This is a genomic window from Sporosarcina ureae (genome assembly GCF_002082015.1).
In the GTDB taxonomy this organism is placed as follows: domain Bacteria; phylum Bacillota; class Bacilli; order Bacillales_A; family Planococcaceae; genus Sporosarcina; species Sporosarcina ureae_A.
Window position 1 is genome coordinate 531,966 of sequence record NZ_CP015109.1, and the last position, 16,202, is coordinate 548,167.

General features: G+C 41.6%; 14 protein-coding genes and 1 other annotated feature. Of the genes, 1 reads left to right on the plus strand and 13 read right to left on the minus strand.

Features of this window, described 5'->3' with window-relative positions:
* Positions 1-8 precede the first annotated feature (8 nt).
* The 11 genes from trxA to zapA form a co-directional block, all read right to left on the minus strand.
* On the minus strand, positions 9-323 hold the full coding sequence (gene trxA / locus SporoP17a_RS02675; RefSeq protein ID WP_029052960.1) for a thioredoxin: 315 nt from the start codon (positions 321-323) through the stop codon (positions 9-11).
* Between the two features lie 85 nt (positions 324-408).
* Positions 409-1,383, minus strand: coding sequence for an electron transfer flavoprotein subunit alpha/FixB family protein (locus tag SporoP17a_RS02680; protein WP_083032076.1), 975 nt, complete (start codon positions 1,381-1,383; stop codon positions 409-411).
* Positions 1,384-1,419: 36 nt separating this feature from the next.
* Positions 1,420-2,193 (minus strand): electron transfer flavoprotein subunit beta/FixA family protein, encoded by a 774-nt coding sequence (locus tag SporoP17a_RS02685; protein WP_083032079.1) that lies wholly within the window; start codon positions 2,191-2,193, stop codon positions 1,420-1,422.
* A 23-nt stretch (positions 2,194-2,216) separates the two neighbouring features.
* On the minus strand, positions 2,217-2,990 hold the full coding sequence (locus SporoP17a_RS02690) for an enoyl-CoA hydratase (RefSeq protein WP_083032082.1): 774 nt from the start codon (positions 2,988-2,990) through the stop codon (positions 2,217-2,219).
* Positions 2,991-3,016: 26 nt separating this feature from the next.
* On the minus strand, positions 3,017-3,601 hold the full coding sequence (locus tag SporoP17a_RS02695) for a fatty acid metabolism transcriptional regulator FadR (protein WP_083032085.1): 585 nt from the start codon (positions 3,599-3,601) through the stop codon (positions 3,017-3,019).
* A 90-nt stretch (positions 3,602-3,691) separates the two neighbouring features.
* Positions 3,692-5,395: an AMP-binding protein gene (locus SporoP17a_RS02700; RefSeq protein WP_083032088.1), complete on the minus strand. Its 1,704-nt coding sequence runs from the start codon at positions 5,393-5,395 to the stop codon at positions 3,692-3,694.
* Positions 5,396-5,784: 389 nt separating this feature from the next.
* Positions 5,785-6,198 (minus strand): DUF350 domain-containing protein, encoded by a 414-nt coding sequence (locus SporoP17a_RS02705; protein ID WP_083032091.1) that lies wholly within the window; start codon positions 6,196-6,198, stop codon positions 5,785-5,787.
* Positions 6,199-6,261: 63 nt separating this feature from the next.
* Positions 6,262-8,619 (minus strand): endonuclease MutS2, encoded by a 2,358-nt coding sequence (locus tag SporoP17a_RS02710; protein ID WP_083032094.1) that lies wholly within the window; start codon positions 8,617-8,619, stop codon positions 6,262-6,264.
* Positions 8,620-8,635: 16 nt separating this feature from the next.
* Positions 8,636-10,342: a DNA polymerase/3'-5' exonuclease PolX gene (gene polX / locus SporoP17a_RS02715; protein WP_083032097.1), complete on the minus strand. Its 1,707-nt coding sequence runs from the start codon at positions 10,340-10,342 to the stop codon at positions 8,636-8,638.
* A gap of 86 nt (positions 10,343-10,428) precedes the next feature.
* Positions 10,429-10,968: a CvpA family protein gene (locus SporoP17a_RS02720; protein ID WP_083032100.1), complete on the minus strand. Its 540-nt coding sequence runs from the start codon at positions 10,966-10,968 to the stop codon at positions 10,429-10,431.
* 10 nt (positions 10,969-10,978) lie between these two features.
* A complete protein-coding gene (zapA, locus tag SporoP17a_RS02725; protein ID WP_083032103.1) occupies positions 10,979-11,239 on the minus strand; it encodes a cell division protein ZapA in 261 nt (86 codons plus the stop codon).
* 176 nt (positions 11,240-11,415) lie between these two features.
* Between zapA and rnhC the strand changes: the two genes are divergently transcribed.
* Entirely contained in the window at positions 11,416-12,345 is a 930-nt protein-coding gene (rnhC, locus tag SporoP17a_RS02730) for a ribonuclease HIII (protein ID WP_083032106.1), read from the plus strand.
* 63 nt (positions 12,346-12,408) lie between these two features.
* Here rnhC and pheT read toward each other — a convergent pair whose 3' ends face one another.
* Together pheT and pheS are read right to left on the minus strand one after the other, a co-directional pair.
* Positions 12,409-14,820, minus strand: coding sequence for a phenylalanine--tRNA ligase subunit beta (pheT, locus tag SporoP17a_RS02735; protein WP_083032109.1), 2,412 nt, complete (start codon positions 14,818-14,820; stop codon positions 12,409-12,411).
* A 12-nt stretch (positions 14,821-14,832) separates the two neighbouring features.
* Positions 14,833-15,870, minus strand: coding sequence for a phenylalanine--tRNA ligase subunit alpha (gene pheS / locus SporoP17a_RS02740; protein ID WP_083032112.1), 1,038 nt, complete (start codon positions 15,868-15,870; stop codon positions 14,833-14,835).
* 72 nt (positions 15,871-15,942) lie between these two features.
* Positions 15,943-16,179 (minus strand) — a binding site (T-box leader).
* Between the last annotated feature and the right edge of the window lie 23 nt (positions 16,180-16,202).

A 16,202-nucleotide genomic window follows, 5' to 3' on the forward strand; every position in this document is an offset into this window, starting at 1 on the left:
TTTTATATTTATGCGTGTTTTTCTACTAGTTGTGCAAGTGCTTCTTTTGGTTGGAAACCTACTACTTTTTCAGCCACTTCTCCATCTTTAAAGAGAAGTAGTGTTGGGATTGACATGATACCGAACTGGCTAGCAGTTGCTTGGTTATCATCCACGTTTACTTTTACAATGTTCGCTTTTCCTTCAAGTTCACCTGAAAGTTCTTCAAGTACAGGAGCGATCATTTTACATGGTCCGCACCAAGGTGCCCAAAAGTCCACTAGTACTACGCCTTCTTTTACGTTTTCAGCAAAGTTTGAATCCGTTGCATTAATAATTGCCATTCTAATTTCCTCCTTAGTCTTTAACTATATTCGTATTATATCATGGAGGTATAGAAGGAGCTAAAATAATGCCTATCTTCATTCTTTAGCTGACTTTGATTTTTTTAATTTCTTCAATCATGATAGGAATAATCTCGAAGATGTCGCCTACGATACCGTAATCGGCAATTTTAAAGATGTTCGCCTCTGGATCTTTGTTGATGGCTACAATAACTTTCGAGTTGGACATACCTGCTACGTGCTGGATCGCTCCTGAAATTCCAGCTGCAATATACAAGTCTGGAGTAACCACTTTACCTGTTTGACCAATCTGTAGTGAATAGTCACAGTAGTCCGCGTCACATGCTCCACGTGAAGCACCAACTGCGCCGCCTAGAAGATCTGCTAACTCTTTTAAAGGCTCAAATCCTTCAGGCCCTTTAACTCCACGGCCGCCCGCTACGATAACTTTTGCTTCAGATAAATCTACGCCTTCTGTTGATTTACGTACTACGTCTTTGATAACGGAACGAAGATTTGCAATTTCTACAGTTTTCGCTGTTACGTCACCTGAGCGGCCTGCGTCATGCGCTAACGGCTCAATGTTGTTCGGACGGATTGTGATAAATTGTAAGCCTTCTTTAATTTCCACTTTTTCAAACGCTTTACCAGAATAGATCGGACGGATGAATTCTGCATCATCGCCTTCTCCTTCAATCTTCGTAACATCTGAAATCAATCCGACTCCAAGTTTACTTGCAATTTTTGGTGATAAATCTTTACCCATAGCTGTGTGCCCGAATACGACACCATCAGGAGATTCATCTTCATAGACTGCTAGGAATGCCTGTCCAAAGCCGTCTGGCGTGTAGTGCTTCAAGTGTGGGTGCTCAACCGTTACTACACGATCCGCTCCATAATGAATCATTTCTTCGCCAAGTGACTGAACTTGATCTCCTATAAGAACAGCGACAACTTCTCCGCTATCTGATATATTTTTTGCTGCTGCAATTGTTTCAAATGATACGTTACGTAGTTCTCCATCACGTGCTTCACCTAAAACCAACATTTTCTTTGACATAATGTAGTCCCTCCTAATTACGGTTCTCTATATGAATTAAATTACTTTCGCTTCGTTACGCAATAATTTTATCAGTTCAGCCGCTTGATCTGCCGGCTCTCCTTCAAGTACACGTCCCGCTTCTTTTGCAGGTGGTAAGAAGACTTCTTTCGTTTCCGTCTTCGCTTCTACGTCATCTTCCTCTAGATCTAGATCATCGAACTCTAGATCTTCAAGAGGTTTCTTCTTAGCTTTCATAATCCCAGGCAAAGAAGGATAACGTGGTTCGTTTAGACCTTGTTGTGCTGTTACTAGAAGTGGTAGGGACGTTTCAATCGTTTCCGAGTCCCCTTCTACGTCGCGTACCACTGTTGCGTTCGTTCCGTCTATTGTTAATTCAGTAATTGTCGTGACGTAGTTAATGCCTAGTAATTCTGCTACACGAGGCCCTACTTGTCCTGACCCGCCATCAATTGCTACATTACCAGCTAGAATCAGATCAGCATCTTTATCTTTCAAGTAATCTGCAATAACTTTCGCAGACGTATATTCATCGATATCATCAATGTCGTCTTCAATATTGATGAGTACTGCTTTGTCTGCACCCATCGCCAATGCTGTACGCAATTGTTTCTCGGAATCTTCGTCACCGATTGATAATACAGTGACTTCTCCACCATGTTCGTCACGTAGTTTAATAGCTTCTTCTACTGCGTACTCATCGTATGGGTTAATGATGAATTCTGCACCATCTTCAGCAATCGCACCGTTTGAGATTGAGATTTTTTCTTCCGTATCAAATGTTCTTTTTACTAATGCATAAATGTTCATTAATAGAACCTCCTATTCGATAATTACTTCCCTTTAAATGTAGGTTGACGTTTTTCGATAAATGCTTGAATACCTTCTTTTGCATCTTCAGAGACGAAAACATCTCCAAATGACTTAGCTTCTTCTTCGACACCTTCATAAAACGACTGATCTTTTGAGTATGAAAGCATACGTAAAGCATGTTTCACTGCAATTGGACTCTTTTGAGAAATCTTCTTTGCAAGCTTCAATGTTTCAGCCGAGAGTTCTTCATCCGAATATGAATGGTTTGCAAGCCCCCACTGTACTGCGTCTTCGCCTGAGATTGGATCGCTAGTCAACATAATTTCTGCTGCCTTCGCTACACCAACTAGTCGTGGTAAACGTTGTGTGCCCGCAAATCCAGGAATGAGACCTAGTTGTAATTCAGGCAAGCCTAGTTTTGCACTTTTTGTAACCAAACGGATATGGCAAGCCATAGCAAGCTCTAACCCACCGCCAAGTGCCGCTCCATGAATGGAAGCGATTACAGGTTTAGGAAAATTCTCTAAACGCTCGAAAACTTCTTGTCCTTTACTAGAAAGCTTTGAGAACGCCGCCCCTGTATCCACTGTTGTAAATTCTTTAATGTCAGCACCCGCTGAGAAGAATCGACCTTCACCGTACAGAACCACAACGCGGACATCGTCGTCATGCTCTACACTAGTTAATAGCTGATCCACTTCTTCAATCAGTTTCGAAGACAGTGCATTCGCTGGTGGATGGTCAATTTTCGCTAATGCGACATGTCCGTCTTTCTCCAAGTTAATCAATGTCATCTACGATCTCTCCTTTAATACAATGCTTACTGTAGTTTGTAACCATGCAATAGCATGTCACTAACTTTAGGTGCTAATCTAACTAAATTAAATTTCTGTTCGTTCATCACCCAAGAGGTAATGGTCTCGTCCATTGTGCCAAATAACATCTGCCTTGCTAGTCTCAGGTCAAGATTGGGAGACAACTCTCCTTTCTCTACCCCTTCTTCAAGCAAAGTATCCAACAAAACCATATATTCTTTCAACACATTATTGATTTGGAATCGCAGATCTTTATTTGACTGTCTGAGTTCCAATTGTGTGACGATCGCTAAGTGAGGATCTTCTTGTAGGACGGTAAAATGGTTTTCTACAACCAATTGCAATTTTTCTGCAATGGGAAGATCTCTTTTTAATATTTCTTTAATGTTTTCTACGAATATTTCCATTTTTTCTCTGAATACAGATACGAGGATGTCTTCTTTATTTTTAAAATATAAATAAATTGTTCCATCCGCAACTCCAGCTTCTTTAGCAATTTTTGAGACTTGTGCTTGGTGGTATCCATTCTCTGCAATCACGATCACTGCAGCATCTACAATTTGTTTATATTTAGGTTTTGTTCGCTTCATTAATGTTTCACCACCAAAAAGAAAAATATGAATGATGATTCATTCATATTTTCATATTAATATTCTTTTGAGTTATAGTCAAGCATTTTGTCACGAACTTTTTAACGAATTTTGCACTTCCGTTAGTTTCTTTCGCTCTTCCTCAACTAATGTTCTACGTAAAATTTTACCTACTGCTGTTTTGGGAAGATCTTCACGGAAATCATAATGCTTTGGAACTTTAAATGCAGCAAGCTGTTTTCTGCAATACGTATCTAATTCTTTTTCTGTTATGGAATATCCTTCTTTTAACACAATATAAGCTTTAACTGTTTCACCGCGATATGGATCTGGTACACCAGCTACGATACATTCTAGAATGGCTGGATGTTCATATAGGACTTCTTCAATCTCACGTGGGTAGACATTGAAGCCGCTTGCGATAATCATATCCTTTTTGCGATCGACAACATAGAAGTATCCGTCCTCATCCATATACCCTAGATCCCCTGTCAAAAACCATCCATCACGGAATGATTCCTGTGTGTCGTCAGGTCTATTCCAATAACCTGTCATAACTTGAGGTCCTTTGACTGCAATCTCTCCAATTTCTCCCACTGGTAACGGTTCTGATGAGCCAGGCCCCAGCACACATCCATCCGTATCCGGCCATGGAACTCCGATAGAGCCACGCTTTTCCAACCCATCCCACACAAAGTTCGCCATAGCAACAGGAGATGTCTCTGTTAAGCCATATCCTTCTACGAGTTTGCCACCTGTTACTGCTTCAAACTTTTCTTTCACTTCAATTGGTAATGCGGCAGATCCACTGATGCAAGCTTTAATAGAAGATAGATCATATTTTTCTAAATCAGGATGATTCAACAGTCCAATATAGATTGTAGGTGCACCTGGGAATAACGTAGGTTTTTGTTTGTCAATATCTTGTAATGCAGTCTTGAAATCAAATTTAGGAATCAACACCATTTTATGACCTTTCATTACAGCGAAAATCAAAACTGTCGTCATCCCATAGACGTGGAAGAACGGTAGAATACCCATAATCGTTTCTTCGCCATCCGTCGTTTTATATAGCCAAGCACTACACATTTCAGTATTGCTGATTAAATTGGAATGTGTCAGTTCTACACCTTTCGGAGGGCCTGTCGTTCCTCCTGTATACTGCAATAAGGCAATATCGCCTTTCTCATAAGCTATATGAATCGGATCAGGTTTTGTTGATTTCATTATTTCGGTATATAAATGATGAATGCCACGATGTTCTACTTTTACAGTCAACTTATGCTCTTTTTTCTGAATGAAAGGATAAACTAGATTTTTGGGAAATGGAAGATAATCTTTAATTCCCGTAATGATAATATTTTCAAGCGCAGTTCCATTCATTGCTTTCGTAACCCGTGGAAACAGGATATCAAGTGAAATAATAACCTTTGCACCCGAATCAGAAAGTTGATAGTGCAATTCACGTTCTGTATACAATGGATTAGTTTGGACTACTATTGCACCTGCATAGAGAATCCCAAAGTATGCGATGGCGCTTTGCGGACAGTTTGGAAGCATGATGGCTACGCGATCACCTTTTACAACTCCTAATTTTTGCAAGTAGCTAGCAAATTTTAGAGCAGACTCGTGAAATTCTTTGAACGTGATGTCTTTCCCCATAAAATGAATGGCTGTGTTAGTTGAATACTTTTTGCTAGACCTTGTTAGATAGTCTTGCAATGGAATATTTTCGTATTCTAAAGTAGTCGGAATTTCTTTCGGATATGCAGCAAGCCAAGGTTTATTTGTCATCTTTACAACTCCTTTACATTCATGTAATTGTTAGAACATTCCTTATTCATTAGTATATCGATAAACTAATTAGTTTACAAGATAAATATGAAAGCGCTTTATTCTTTTGCATACATACCTCTTAGTCTATGTGAGAGACAGTACTTATATTCATTTCTAAAAACAGAGAAACTGAATATAAGATATAAAAGCTTTTCCGCTACAGGGGGAACGCGAGCCCATAGGCGTCGGTCAGCTAAAGCTTCATTCCTCTCCCGCATTTTACATACAAAAAACACCAAGACCGAGGTCATGGTGTGTTATTGAAGAGCCAGTACACGCCGACGAGGGCGAAAAGTACACAGACTACTAATAGTATCTTAATTAATCTTTCCATAATATGCGATCTCCTATGAAATACTGGCGCCGATGACGAATGACAGACCTACCGAAATACAGAGCGAAATAAATCCTACGGAGCGGTTGTCAGCCTGGATCTCCTTGTCCACTTTAAATTTCGGTGTTAGGAATTCGAACAGCAAATAGGCGAAGACGAGAAGCACAAAACCGTATAAGCCCCAGCCCATCATCTGCGGCAGGCTATTATGCTGCTCGATAGAATAACGGAATATATTAGCGACACCAAATATCTTTCCGCCTGTTGCCATCGCCACTGACAAATTCCCTTTACGGATCTCTTCCCAGTTTTTATATTTTGTTACGATTTCAAATAGTACCATTGAGACGATCAAGCACAGTGTAACGACACTGAAATACCCGGCCGTCTCAACTAATGGATGACTCCAAAATCCCGTATGATTCATAACGCCACACCTTCTTTATGTTCTCTTGCTTGTCATACGGCCCAAGCAGCTGAAAGGTTTCATTTATTTTAATTCTACTACAGTCACGCCACTTCCACCTTCGCCCGCTTCACCAAAGCGATAGGATTTAACGCGTGAATGTTTTTTCAAATATTGTTGAACACCTTGTCGAAGTGCACCCGTTCCTTTACCGTGAATAATGTTCACTTGATGGTAGTTAGACAGTAACGCGTCATCAATATACTTCTCGGTTCGCGCTAGGGCATCTTCATATCGTTCACCACGTAAATCAAGCTCCATTTTAACATGCCCCGAACGCCCTCTTACTGCTGAAACTGTGGTTTGTTTCTTTTCTTTTTCAGGTTTCGTATATTGCAATCCCGATTCCGGTAATTTCATCTTCAAAATACCAATTTGAACGACCCACTCTTTGTCTGATACTTTTTCAACAAGAGTTCCTTTTTGTCCATAGGCAAGTACTTTCACTTCGTCTCCTTGTTGTAACGGACGAGGTCCTGCTTGAGCTTTAATGGCTTTCTTTTTCTTTTCTTCAGGTGCAGCGCCTTCCAAACGCTTTCGAGCTTCGATTAACTCATGCTCCTTCACGCTGGCACCTGCATTCATTCGTAGAGCACGTAAGTCTGAAATAACCGCTTCGGATTCTGTTCTAGCCTGATCTACGATTTTTTTCGCTCTCTCTTTGGCCGCTTCCGTTAAGCGGTCTTTTTGCTCTTCGAATTCTTGTAATTTATCGTGCAATTCTTTCTTCAGCTTCTCAGTTTCCAAAAGTACGTCATGTGTACGTTCAGCATCTTTTTCGGATTGTACACGACTCGTTTCAAGAGAGGCAATCATGGAATCTACTTCTCCGCGATTTTCTCCTGTGAAACTCTTTGCGCGATCGATTACATGACTTTGTAAACCTAGTCGTTTGGAAATTTCAAACGCGTTACTTCGTCCTGGTACACCGATCAGTAAACGATAAGTCGGGCTCAATGTGTCAATGTCAAATTCAACACTCGCATTGGCTACACCTGTTCGGTTAAAGCTATACGCTTTTAATTCGGGATAGTGAGTGGTCGCCATCACACGTGCGCCAGTGCCGTGCACTTCATCCAAAATGGATATGGCAAGAGCAGCACCTTCTTGAGGATCTGTCCCTGAACCTAATTCATCGAATAATAATAGAGAACGTTCATCGAACTTCTTCAATATATTCACAATGTTGACCATATGAGATGAAAACGTACTCAAGCTCTGTTCGATTGATTGCTCATCACCGATATCTGCATAAATCGAATCAAAGACGGCGACTTCAGAGCCATCAAGTACTGGAATAGGTAGACCTGCTTGTGCCATCAACGTGCAAAGGCCAACTGTTTTTAGTGTAACTGTTTTACCACCTGTATTTGGACCTGTGATCACAATGGTTGTGACATCGGCGCCAAATTCAATCGTATTCGCTACCGCTTCATTAATCGGTAGGAGCGGGTGACGCGCTTTAGAAAGCCGCATATAGCCATCTGCGTTAACTGCTGGTTTTGTACATTTATTTGCAGTACCATACTTAGCTTTTGCTAAAATGACATCTACTTCTGCCAATAGCTGCACCAATGTAAATAGCTCATGGGCGATTTCTTGAATACTTGCAGATAAGGCAAGCAAAATCTTTTCGATTTCTTCCTGCTCTTTGACTTTTAGTTCACGAATTTCGTTATTCGCTTGTACGACTGCATCCGGTTCGATGAATAACGTCTGGCCAGAGGATGACATATCGTGAATTACACCGCCATAGTGTGAACGATATTCTGCTTTAACGGGAATACAATAACGATCATTTCGCATTGTGACGATTGCATCAGACAACATTTTCGATGCATTTTTCCCTCTCGTATAACTTTCAAGACGTTCACGCACACGACTTTCTTGGATACGTAAACTTTGACGGATCGAACGTAACGCGGATGAAGCACTATCCATCACTCGACCATTGTCATCGATCGCTGCATTGACTTCATGTTCGATTGCCGTCAGAATCGGCATCGCTTCCTTACGTGCGATTAAATGAGGAATAGTAATCTCGTCTTCAGCTGTAACCGCTTCTAAAAACTGACGAAGAATTCTACTGGCCCGGATTGTGTCAGCAATTTCCACTAATTCCATTGCGCTTAACATGCCGCCAATTTGCGCTCGTTTAGCATGGGATCGAATATCATGGATTCCACCCATTGGGACATTCCCGCGGATTCGTAAAAGTGCTAATCCTTCATCTGTTTCCTCAAGTAACCGATTGACATCTTCGAGGTTTGTTGAAGGTACTAACTGCTCTATATGTGCACGGCCCGCAATGGACGTACATTGTGCCGCTACTTGTTGAATGATTTTATCAAATTCAAGTGTTTTTAAGACACGCTTTTCCAATGTCTTACACTCCCTTTCATCTACGGATCACTTTCTCAATAAATGTCTCAAGCGGCCATGTATTGACTACTTGTTCAGCAGCAAGCCAAGCTTTTTGTGCGTATTCTACGCCAATCGGCATAATATCAAGCTGTTCAGTCGCATGCGCATCTGTATTGATTGCAATATTGACACCAGCTTCTATTGCTTGCATGATGTGTTCTGTGCGTAAATCCAAACGATATGGACTGGCGTTCACTTCTAGTATTTTGCCGTATTCGCTCGCCCACTTGATGAGCTGCTCGATATCCGGATTATACCCTTCACGTTGACCAATAATACGACCTGTCGGGTGGGCAATCATGTGTACGTGCGGATTTTTACACGCGGCATGCAGACGCTCCATAATTTGCTCTTGTGGTTGATTGAAACTAGAGTGAATGGACGCAATGACAAAGTCAAGTTGCTCTAGAATCTCATCTTCAAAATCTAACTTCCCATCTGGCAGAATGTCCATCTCCGTTCCGCAGAACACCTCAATATCATCGTACTTCGCGTTCACTGCACGAATTTCTTCTATTTGCTTCAATAAACGCTCAGGTGTTAAACCATTTGCTACTTTTAAATAATGCGAATGATCGGTGATGACCAAATGTGAATAACCTTTTGCACGACAGGCTTCTACCATTTCTTCAATGGAATGACCGCCATCTGACCAAGTGGTATGCATATGCAAGTCGGAACGAATCAATTCAGGCGTGACAAGTGTAGAGATTTCTTCTGCTCGATCAAGCTCCGTTCCGTCCTTACGAATACTTGGAGGAATAAACGGCAAATCAAAGTGTGCAAAGAATTCCGTTTCACTAGAAAATGTCTGCACATGTCCTGTTTCGTCTTCCACACCGTATTCACTAATTTTCTGTTTGCGATTTTTAGCCAACTGACGCATCCGTATATTATGTGCGGCTGAGCCAGTAAAGTGATGAAGTGCTGTTGCGAATTGGTCTTCCGTGACAAAACGGAAATCTGCATCGATAGGGTTTTCTGTATCAAGTGAAATCGACAGTTTAGCGTCCCCTGCTGCAATCACTTTTTCGATCGGTAAAGCAGCCAATATTTTTTCCCGGACGATTTGCGGTTCTTCAGTTACGAGAATCCAGTCTACATCTGAACTTTCTTCTTCTCGCCTGCGATAACTCCCTGCTACTTGATACTTTTGAATCTCATCGATCAACTCTAATTCAGCTTGCACGATCTCAACGACTTTAGTCACTTGCCAAATCGGTGTCTTACCGGAACGATTTGCAAGTATTTCAATTTCACGCAATAAATTTTCTTCTGTCTTTTTACCGAATCCAGGAATTTTGCTTACCTCTTGTCGTTCGCAAGCCGCTTGAAGTGATTCAATCGAATCAATATTTAACGCTTCTCGTAGTTTGGCTATTTTCTTTCCGCCAAGTCCAGGGATATTCAAGAGAGGAATCAATCCTTTCGGAACTTTCTCTTCAAGCTCCGTCAAGACATCTGAAGTTCCTTTCTCCATCAAATCCACAATGACCGCACCGGTCCCTTTGCCGATTCCCTTCAATGACAAGATATCATCCATCTCCGCAAGACTTCTCGTGTCCAATTCTAAAGTCGAAGCGGCTTTTCTAAATGCAGCTACCTTGAAATGATTTTCTCCAAGTAGTTCCATGTATAAGGCAATTTTTTCAAACGTACGGATTATCGTCTTTTTATTCACGTCAGTATCCTCCCCACTCTGTTAAAAAAGCTTCCACGCGTTCGGGAAGCTTTTAGTTCATATGTACAGTACATTATTTACAAGCGTTAGCCTATATAAACGAACCACCAATTCTTTATTGCCGAGGAAATAATTGGCGTATGTTCGAACATCGCTTTCGCCAGCAATGAATGACCTAATGAGTTTTGGATGACTTCAACAGGAAGCATCGCAAGTAAAGATAAAACGAAAAAGATGATGACATAGAATTCAATAAATCCTAGTCCAGCGCCAATCAGACGTGCGCCAAAACCAAGGATCGGAATATGCTTGATAAAGTCTAGCATGGAACCTACTAATTGCAAAACTAACTTCATTCCGACAAAAATCAAAATAAATGCGATCAACCGGTAAAACGTCATATCCAAATCCAAGTTTTCGAACGTCCAGCTCAGTGAATCTGCTGCAGTCGCCCCTGGATAAGGTATCCATAGTATTAATTTTTCTGCAAATGGCTTGTAGAATTTATACGCCACGATTACCGATACAATCAATCCTAACATATGGATGAGCTGTACGATGAATCCGCGTCTAAAGCCTGCAATCAGGCCGCCTACAAGCAGTAAAATAATGAGTAAATCTATCATATTTCGCCCCTCAACCCTTCATGTTTTTCACTTCTTCTTCTAATTCTTTTACTCTGTCTTGTAGTTTCAGAAATTCGTGGACACTATTTACCGCTGTCAGAACAGCAATCCTCTTGCTGTCGAGGTGTCGATTATGCTTACTAATTTCGCGCATTTTTTCATCAACGAGCGAGGCTACATAACGTACATGTGCAGATGGTTCCGTACCAACAACCGTATATGTTTGTCCGTAGATATCAACTGTCACTCTTGCTCTTTTTTTGTCCGCCATTTTTACGCCCTCCCTCTTAAAAACCCTTTTATAATCATACCATGAAAATCAATTACTTGTGAATCAATTACGCCTCATATTGACATGAGATTCGAATTTCAGACATTATTTTTTCGGTAGAAATTCTAGTTTCAGGTATACTGAGTACTAGATCATTTCGAGGAGTGGGTAAAAAAGTGAGTAATCAAGTCATCGTTCTATCTGAAAAAGAAATGCCGGAAGTAATTCGCTTCTATGAAACAAATAAAGTCATCCGTAATGCCCCAGGTGTCGTTTTCGCAGCCAAAACTGCTGATACATCTATCACTGCTTACCGGTCAGGTAAAGTATTGTTTCAAGGAGCAGGCGCTGACAGAGAAGCCGCACGCTGGGGAAACATAGGAACTGTAGCAAAAGTAACACCTTCTGGAGCAAAAGGAGATACGTTACCCGCAAACTTCGCATCGTTATCTGTACTTGGCTCAGATGAGACAGGTACTGGAGATTTCTTCGGTCCTATCACTGTAGCTGCTTGTTTTGTTAGTAGTGAGCAGATTGAATTGGTGAAAGAACTAGGAGTAAAAGATTCCAAACAACTTACAGATGCGTATATGCAGCAAATCGCTGAGGATTTGAAACAAGTTGTCACCTACTCCATGTTGACGCTTGATAACGTCAAATATAATGAAATCCAAGGTAAAGGATGGTCGCAAGGCAAAATCAAAGCTATTCTTCATAACCAAGCCCTTCAGGAAGTACTCGATCAGATGCGTCCTGTTTTACCGGAATATATTCTCATTGACCAGTTTGCGGAGCGGCGTGTTTACTATAATTACTTAAAGGATGAATCTAGTATCATTCAAGACAAAGTTCTTTTTTCAACAAAAGCTGAAAACCTTCATGTATCGGTAGCGACAGCCTCTATACTCGCGCGGGTTGCATTCCTTGAAGCAATGGATCAACTAAGTAGTCAAGCTGGTGTCACATTACCTAAAGGTGCCGGTCCTAAAGTTGATCAAGTAGCTTGTCAAGTTATCCGTAAAAAGGGAGAGCCATTTCTACACTCTATTACGAAAGTACATTTCGCCAATACACAAAAGGCATTGAAACTCGCCTATAAAAAATAAGAAGATGGCACTAAAATAAAGCAGGCCACCCGTCAGAAAACTGACAGGTAGCCTGTTTATTTATTAGGAGCGAAGCTGTGCGTTTGCTTGTACAGTTAACGCGTCCAATACTTTACTGTGCGCTTTGACGACATCTTCATCTGTCAACGTACGCTCAGGATCGAAGTATGTTAGAGAGAACGCAACGGATTTTGTTCCTTCTTCCACGTTCTTCCCTTCATATAAATCAAACAACTGAACTTTCTTCAGTAATTTTCCGCCTGCTTGCTCGATAATTTTCTCCAAGTCTGCAGCAGATGTGTCTCGATCGACAACTAGAGCAATATCACGAGAGATGGAAGGATAGCGTGGAACCGCTTCATACAACAGCTCTTCCGTCGCAGTTTGCATAATAGACTGCAAGTTCATTTCCATGACATACGTTTCTTGCAGGTCACGATGATTTTGCACAGTTGGATGTACTTGACCGATGATCCCTACTGACTGATCATCTAGCCATATTGTAGCTGTACGACCTGGATGCATTTGCTCCACCGTCGCTTTTGTGAATTGTAGTCGTTCGAGCAAACCTAACTGCTCAAATAATCCTTCTACAATTCCTTTCATAACGAAGAAATCCACTTTTTTCGTTTCGCCTTGCCATGCATGATGAACCCATTTACCAGTCAATACGGCTGCAACATGTTCTACTTCTTTCGGTAAACCGTCTTCTTCGATACCGAGGAAAACTGATCCTGTTTCGTAAAGTGCAATTGAATCATTGCGGCGAGCTACGTTATACGTTGCAGCGTCGAGAAGGTGTGGAATGATGCTTTGTCGAAGAATACTGCGCTCTTCACTCATCGGCATAAGCAATTTTGTTACAGGAGCTGTCTCCAATGCGAAAGCTTGCGCATCTTTTGGTGAAGCCAATGAATACGTTAAAGCTTGCGATAGACCTGCGGCTTCAAGGTATCTGCGGACAATGCGACGCTTTGTCTGATATGGAGTCAACCCACCTGGTGTACTTTCTACGATGGGCAATGTTTTTGGGATTTCATCATAGCCGTATAGACGTGCAATTTCTTCAATCATATCTTCTTTGATTTTCAAGTCTTGACGTCGCGTCGGGATATCCATCACGAGTTGGCCATTGATTAATTCCGTCGGGATTTGCAAACGGTCCATAATGGATTTCATTTCATCCATAGCAATCTTCATACCTAGACGATTATTTACGTAGTCTGGTGAAAGAATGATTCTCTCAGGTGTTTTGTCAAGTTCGTCGAACGTAACCGACCCCTCAAGTACTTCTCCACCTGCCAGTTCAGCCATCAATTGTGCTGCTCGCTCTGCTGCTTCTGCTACGCGATTCGGATCCACACCTTTTTCAAAGCGTGTGCTAGCATCACTGCGTAATCCCACTTCTTTAGATGTTTGTCGAACAGAACCTGGTGCAAAATAAGCTGACTCGATCACAACAGTTGAAGTACCTTCATACACTTCTGAATTAGCGCCGCCCATGACACCCGCAAGTGCAACTGGCTCTTTGCCATTCGTTATGACTAGTTGTTGTCCATTTAATGTACGTTCTACTTGATCAAGCGTCACCATTTTTTCGCCTTCACGAGCATGACGCACGACAATCTCTTTCGTTTCGAGACGGTCATAGTCAAATGCGTGAAGAGGCTGTCCATATTCCATCAATACATAGTTCGTGATATCGACCACGTTATTATGCGGTCGGATACCCGCTGACATTAACGTGTTTTGCAACCACTGAGGTGATTCCGCCACTTTGACGTTCTTCACTACTTTTGCAACGTACATGGGATTATCTTCAGTTGCTTCTACAGTAAGCTTCAAAACGTCTTGCGCTTTTTCTGCAGACTCTGTATACGAAATTTCAGGCAGCTTAATATCTTTCGATAAAATCGCTCCTACTTCATACGCAACACCCAACATACTCAGTGCATCCGAACGGTTTGGCGTTAAATCGAATTCTAAAATACGATCGTACAACCCAAGATGCGTCAATGCACTATCTCCAGCACACACGTCACTTGGCAACACATAGATTCCCTCTGCATACGCTTTTGGAACCAATTTCCCTTCAATACCGAGTTCTTGCAGCGAACAGATCATGCCGTTAGATTCTTCGCCACGAAGTTTCGCTTTCTTAATTTTCATTCCACCAGGCAAGACAGCCCCTGGTCGTGCAACAATCACATTTTGTCCTTCTGCGATATTCGGAGCTCCACAAATAATTTGCGAAATCTCTCCACCTACATCGACTTGACAAATATGTAATTTATCCGCTTCAGGGTGTTTCACACAGCTATTCACATGTCCAATTACAATATTGTCCATACCGAATGAACGATCCATGATGCCATCTACTTCAATACCAGCACGAGTGATTTTTTCTGCCAGTTCTTCTATGGATAGTTCATTCCAGTCTACGTAATTACTTAACCAATTTGTTGATACTAACATCCATATTCCTCCTTATGCCTCTGACCGGTGGAATTGTGAAATAAACCGAATGTCATTTGTATAGAAATGACGAATATCTTCCACTCCGTATTTTAACATCGCAATTCTTTCCGGCCCCATGCCGAATGCAAATCCTGTAACTTCTTCTGGGTTGTAGCCAGCCATTTCCAAAACGTTTGGATGGACCATACCCGCTCCTAAAATTTCAATCCAGCCAGTTTTCTTACACACGTTACAACCTGATCCGCCACACTTAAAACAAGAAATATCCATTTCAACTGAAGGCTCAGTGAATGGGAAGAAGCTTGGACGCAAACGAATTTCACGCTCAGCACCGAATAATTTCTTCGCTAGTAAATCAAGTGTGCCTTTCAAGTCGCTCATGCGGATATTTTCGCCCACAACCAGTCCTTCGATCTGTGTGAATTGATGAGAATGCGTCGCATCATCCGAATCTCGTCGGTATACTTTACCAGGACAAATGATTTTGATCGCAGCACCCTTTTTTGCTTCCATCGTACGTGCTTGGACAGGAGACGTATGTGTGCGCAATAAAATATCCTCTGTAATATAGAAGGAATCTTGCATATCACGAGCCGGGTGACCTTTTGGCAAATTCAGTGCTTCGAAGTTGTAATAATCTTTTTCTACTTCGGGTCCTTCAGCGATTTCATACCCCATGCTGATGAAAAAGTCTTCGATTTCCTCTACTACACGTGTTAATGGATGATGATTACCAAGTGTTATTGGACGCCCTGGTAACGTAACATCAATCGATTCATTTTCCAGTTGTTCTTGGATCGCTTGCTGTTCGAGAATCTCTTTACGTTCCTCAAGAATTGCTGTTACACTTTCTCGGATTTCATTGACGAGCGCCCCCATCTTCGGACGTTCTTCAGCAGGTAATTTACCCATCCCCTTTAACAGGTCCGTAATCGGACCTTTTTTCCCAAGATACGCTACACGTACATCGTTTAATTCTTTGACAGTATGGGATTCATTGATTTTCAACATTACTTGTTCTTTCAGTTCATGCAACTGTTCCTTCATGTGTACTTGCTCCTCTCTCTATTTGGCGGCTACATCACTAAACTTCCCGAAAACAAAAAAACTCGCCCCTATAAAAGGGACGAGGTCGATTTCGCGGTACCACCCTGATTAGTTTGCATCAAAAAAGACGATGCAAAATCACTTAAATTGGAATAACGGTCCTATGCCGGCACGCCTTTACATGTCTGGTCCAAGCGTGCAGCTCGCGGGGTGAACTTCAATGGCGCATCGTTTTCCACACTTTCAGTCGAGGTGTGAAATCCCTGATCACGTGTCTTACCATTTACTCTTCCCGGTCATTGCTATTTTCTTTGATTCGCCTTCTAGTATAC

What these genes read in the sequence shown, in the direction of transcription:
- trxA (WP_029052960.1), bottom strand. Translation starts at nt 323, where the DNA reads ATGGCAATTATTAATGCAACGGATTCAAACTTTGCTGAAAACGTAAAA.
- SporoP17a_RS02680 (WP_083032076.1), bottom strand. Translation starts at nt 1,383, where the DNA reads ATGTCAAAGAAAATGTTGGTTTTAGGTGAAGCACGTGATGGAGAACTA.
- SporoP17a_RS02685 (WP_083032079.1), bottom strand. Translation starts at nt 2,193, where the DNA reads ATGAACATTTATGCATTAGTAAAAAGAACATTTGATACGGAAGAAAAA.
- SporoP17a_RS02690 (WP_083032082.1), bottom strand. Translation starts at nt 2,990, where the DNA reads ATGACATTGATTAACTTGGAGAAAGACGGACATGTCGCATTAGCGAAA.
- SporoP17a_RS02695 (WP_083032085.1), bottom strand. Translation starts at nt 3,601, where the DNA reads ATGAAGCGAACAAAACCTAAATATAAACAAATTGTAGATGCTGCAGTG.
- SporoP17a_RS02700 (WP_083032088.1), bottom strand. Translation starts at nt 5,395, where the DNA reads ATGACAAATAAACCTTGGCTTGCTGCATATCCGAAAGAAATTCCGACT.
- SporoP17a_RS02705 (WP_083032091.1), bottom strand. Translation starts at nt 6,198, where the DNA reads ATGAATCATACGGGATTTTGGAGTCATCCATTAGTTGAGACGGCCGGG.
- SporoP17a_RS02720 (WP_083032100.1), bottom strand. Translation starts at nt 10,968, where the DNA reads ATGATAGATTTACTCATTATTTTACTGCTTGTAGGCGGCCTGATTGCA.
- zapA (WP_083032103.1), bottom strand. Translation starts at nt 11,239, where the DNA reads ATGGCGGACAAAAAAAGAGCAAGAGTGACAGTTGATATCTACGGACAA.
- pheT (WP_083032109.1), bottom strand. Translation starts at nt 14,820, where the DNA reads ATGTTAGTATCAACAAATTGGTTAAGTAATTACGTAGACTGGAATGAA.
- pheS (WP_083032112.1), bottom strand. Translation starts at nt 15,870, where the DNA reads ATGAAGGAACAGTTGCATGAACTGAAAGAACAAGTAATGTTGAAAATC.